This is a genomic window from Intrasporangium chromatireducens Q5-1 (assembly GCF_000576575.1).
Classification (GTDB): domain Bacteria; phylum Actinomycetota; class Actinomycetes; order Actinomycetales; family Dermatophilaceae; genus Intrasporangium_A; species Intrasporangium_A chromatireducens.
The window spans coordinates 1-3650 of sequence record NZ_AWQS01000321.1 but is presented as its reverse complement, the minus strand read 5'-3'; the positions used below and the strand labels follow the sequence as shown (position 1 = coordinate 3650).

The following is a 3650-nucleotide window of genomic DNA, read 5'->3' as shown; positions in this document are numbered from 1 at the left end:
TCCGCGGCGGCAAGGTCGACGCGGCGATCCTCGGCGCGATGCAGGTCTCCGAGGCCGGTGACATCTCCAACTGGATGATCCCGGGCAAGATGGTCAAGGGCATGGGCGGCGCGATGGACCTCGTCCACGGGGCGAAGAAGGTCATCGTGCTGATGGAACACACCGCCCGGGACGGCTCGTACAAGATCGTCAAGGACTGCTCGCTGCCCTACACCGGCAAGGGCGTCGTCCAGCGGATCATCACCGACCTCGCCGTCATCGACGTCACCCCGGACGGGCTCGTGCTGCGAGAGCTCGCCCCCGGCGTCACCGAGGACGAGGTCCGCGAGAAGACCGAACCCGACCTCATGGTTGCGCTCGACCCGAACACCGCCCGACCCAGCCTGGAGGTACCCCGCTGATGCGCGCCATACGTCGCCAAGCGCCCGGAGTCGTCGAGATCGTCGAGGTCCCGGAGCCCACTGCCGGGCCCGGGGAGGTCCTCGTCGACGTCCTCTATGCGGGTGTCAACCCGTTTGACGTGCAGGTGCTGCGCGGCCAGATCGGCGGCAGCGCCCCCCTGACGCTCGGCGCGGAGGCCACCGGGCTGCTCGACGGTCAGCTCGTCCAGGTCTCGGGGGGCGGGATCGGGGCGGCCCGCGACGGCACCTACGCCGAGCGGGTCGTCGCCCCGGCAGACGCGGTGCGGCCGCTGCCCGACGGTGTCGACCCGCAGTTCAGCGCGACCGTCGGCGTCGCCGGCAAGACCGCGTGGCGGGCCGTGCACCAGCTGGCCGAGGTCGGCCCCGACGACGTCGTGCTCGTGCTCGGCGCGTCCGGAGGGGTCGGCACCTTCGCCGCGCAGCTCGCCCGCGCCACCGGCGCCGGAGTCCTCGCCCACACCGGTGACGCGGACAAGGCCGCCCGGCTCGACCGGCTCGCCCTGGAGACGGTCGTCGCGGAGGGCGGGCCCGCCGTGGCCACGGCCGTGGGTGACCTGGGCGTGACGGTGGTCCTCGACCCGCTGGGCGGCGACTACGTGGCGAGCCTGCTCGGCGTCGTCGCTCCCGCCGCCCGGTTCATCACGTATGGCGTGCTGGCCGGGGCCACGACGGAGCTGAACCTCGCGACGCTCTACGGCAAGGGGCTGCGCATCCTCGGCACGAGCGGGGGGACGACCCCGCCCGAGCAGGGCGCGGAGGCGCTCACTCACGCCCTGGCAGCGGTGCGCGACGGCACGGTCGCTGTCGACGTGGAGGTGCTGCCCCTGGAGCAGGCTGCGGAGGGCTTCGCTCGGCTGCAGTCGCGACAGGTCGAGGGCAAGCTGCTGCTGCGCCCAAACGCGGAGCGGGAGGGGTGACGAGGTGACAACCGTCCGCCTGGGTCTGGCCCAGACGATCACCCACTTCGGCGCCCGCGAGCGGGAGAACCTTGACAACGCGGTGCGCCTCATCGCTCAAGCGGGCGCGCTTGGGGTCGACTTGCTCGCCTTCGCCGAGAACTATCCGGGGCCGTTCACGGAGGCGAACCGGTATGACGTCGCCGAGGCGATGGCGACGGCTGCCGGCGAGCACGGGGTCGCGGTTGCCTACGGCACCTCGCTGCCGGCGCCGGACCGGCCCGGCTCCTACAACATCGCGACCGTCGTCGTCGACGAACGAGGCCAGTACCGGGGCGAATACCGCCGCACCCACCCGGTCGGGCCGTACATCTATCGGGACACCCCGGAGTGGAACTTCGACTACGTCGCGGCAGACGAGTTCCCGGTCATCGAGATGAGCTGGGGCACCCTGGCGGTTTCGATCTGCTCCGAGGTGCACCTGCCCGAGGTGTCCCGCATCCTCGCACTCAAGGGCGCCGAGGTGTGCCTCTTCCCCAGCGGGCTGCTCATCGACGAGCTCGGCTACACCGACAACTGGCGCACGCTCGTGCGGGCCCGCGCGATCGAGAACCACATGTACACGGCGACCCTGGTCAACCTCATGGACACCGCCATGAGCGACCAGTTGAGCAGCGGCGAACCCGGTCCGCGCCGCAACGGAATCTCCCGCGGCATCGGCATGATCGCCGCACCCGAGCGAGTCCTCGCCCAGTCGGAGTCACCCGGCATCCTGACCGCAGACCTCGACCTCGAGCGGATCCGCTATCTGCGCGGCACCGACGAGGAACTCCTCGTGCCAGCCCCCTATCAGACGATCCCCGGACACCTGAAGTGGCGTCGTCCCCGCCTATATGGGCCGCTCAGAGATTCCTGACTCACGACGGTGACCCGACTTCAACGCCTGCGCGGCATCGGTACATCGTGGCACCGCTGTGTGCGAGGGATGGCGTTGTATCACTTCCGGTCCAAGCCCAGCGCTGGGGATCACCACAAGCATGGAGTGCGCCAATGGTCGCGAGGCATCTTCGGACATGCGTTCCTCCTTCGGGAACGACAACCCCTACTGCGTCGGCAGCACGGTGCCGATTCATGACCTCGGGGACACAGGCAAATCAGGGAGCGCCGATGGCCTTCGACGGAGAGCAAATCCGAGGTGTTCTCTTTGACCTTGACGACACGTTGCTGAATCACCGGGGTGCGGCTCGAGACGCCTTGGCGTTGTGGACCGCTGGTGCCGGACTCTCCGAACCGCTCGACGTCCTCGAGAGCCGGTGGACCGCACTGGAGACCCACTTTTATGGGCGGTATCAGCTCGGGGAACTCTCGCGAGAAGAACAGCGGCGCGCGCGGGTCCGAGCCTTCTTGCCCGCCCTGACAGCCACGGATGAACGGGCGGACGCAGCGTTCAGCGCCTATTGGATCGCATATGAGCACTCCTGGCGACCCTTCGAGGACGCGCGCCGGACCCTAGTTAGGGTCTGCGCCGCTGGCCTGGCCGTGGGCATCCTCACGAACGGGTCACTCGAGGATCAGCGGCGGAAACTTGAGCGCGTGGGCTTCATGGATCTCGAGATCCCGCTCATCGCTTCATCCGAACTTCCAGCCGCCAAGCCTGATCCACGGGCATTCTGGGCTGCCTGCAGCATTCTAGGGGTGACCCCGAGTCGCTGTGTGATGGTCGGGGACTCCCTCGAGGCGGATGTCCAGGGTGCAGAGGCAGCGGGCCTGACTCCCATCCTGCTAGATCGTTACGACTCGCACGCTGGCGTGCCCGTCCGTCGAGTGAGGTCCCTTGATGTGCTGACCCAGAATCTTGGAGCCGCATCCGCCGAGGGCCAGCCAAGACTTGCGCCACCCGCCCGTTGTAGTGAGTCGCCCACGACCACGGCCTCCGCGCCCAGCACAGCATCGGCGACGACGTCCAAGTCGTGAAGTTCGACGGCGATGACGCGCTGACCCCCTTGCTCAACGCATCCTGAGGGCGTCTCTCGCGACCTTCCGATCGGGAAGTCGGACGGTCTCTTGACGTCGAGACTTCGTGCAACGAGTCGTGCAACCAACTGCGGCAAAACAGGGTCCAGAGGGGCCTCTGACGGTCATTTCGACATCGAAGCGAGCGTTCGAACAGACATGCAAAACCGCAGGTCAGGAGCGGTTGACCTGCGGTTTCGGGTGGTGGCCAGGGGCGGGGTCGAACCGCCGACCTTCCGACTTTTCAGCCGTACACATCGCGGCTGGTCAGCGGTTGTTTCTACCTCATCGTGCAACGAGTCGTGCAACCAGTTCGCCG

General features: G+C 68.1%; 4 protein-coding genes. All 4 read left to right on the top strand.

The window, feature by feature from the left end; genetic code table 11:
- The coding region (locus N864_RS20280) for a succinyl-CoA--3-ketoacid-CoA transferase (RefSeq protein WP_034721673.1) at positions 1–401 on the top strand (401 nt) is incomplete at its 5' end.
- Entirely contained in the window at positions 401–1339 is a 939-nt protein-coding gene (locus N864_RS20275) for a quinone oxidoreductase family protein (RefSeq protein ID WP_034721672.1), read from the top strand. The genes N864_RS20280 and N864_RS20275, both read left to right, overlap by 1 nt.
- A 4-nt stretch (positions 1340–1343) precedes the next feature.
- Positions 1344–2234, top strand: a complete 891-nt coding sequence (locus tag N864_RS20270) for a carbon-nitrogen hydrolase family protein (RefSeq protein ID WP_034721671.1) — start codon at positions 1344–1346, stop codon at positions 2232–2234.
- Between the two features lie 251 nt (positions 2235–2485).
- Positions 2486–3292 (top strand): HAD family hydrolase, encoded by an 807-nt coding sequence (locus N864_RS24355; protein WP_240474429.1) that lies wholly within the window; start codon positions 2486–2488, stop codon positions 3290–3292.
- Positions 3293–3650 lie beyond the last annotated feature (358 nt).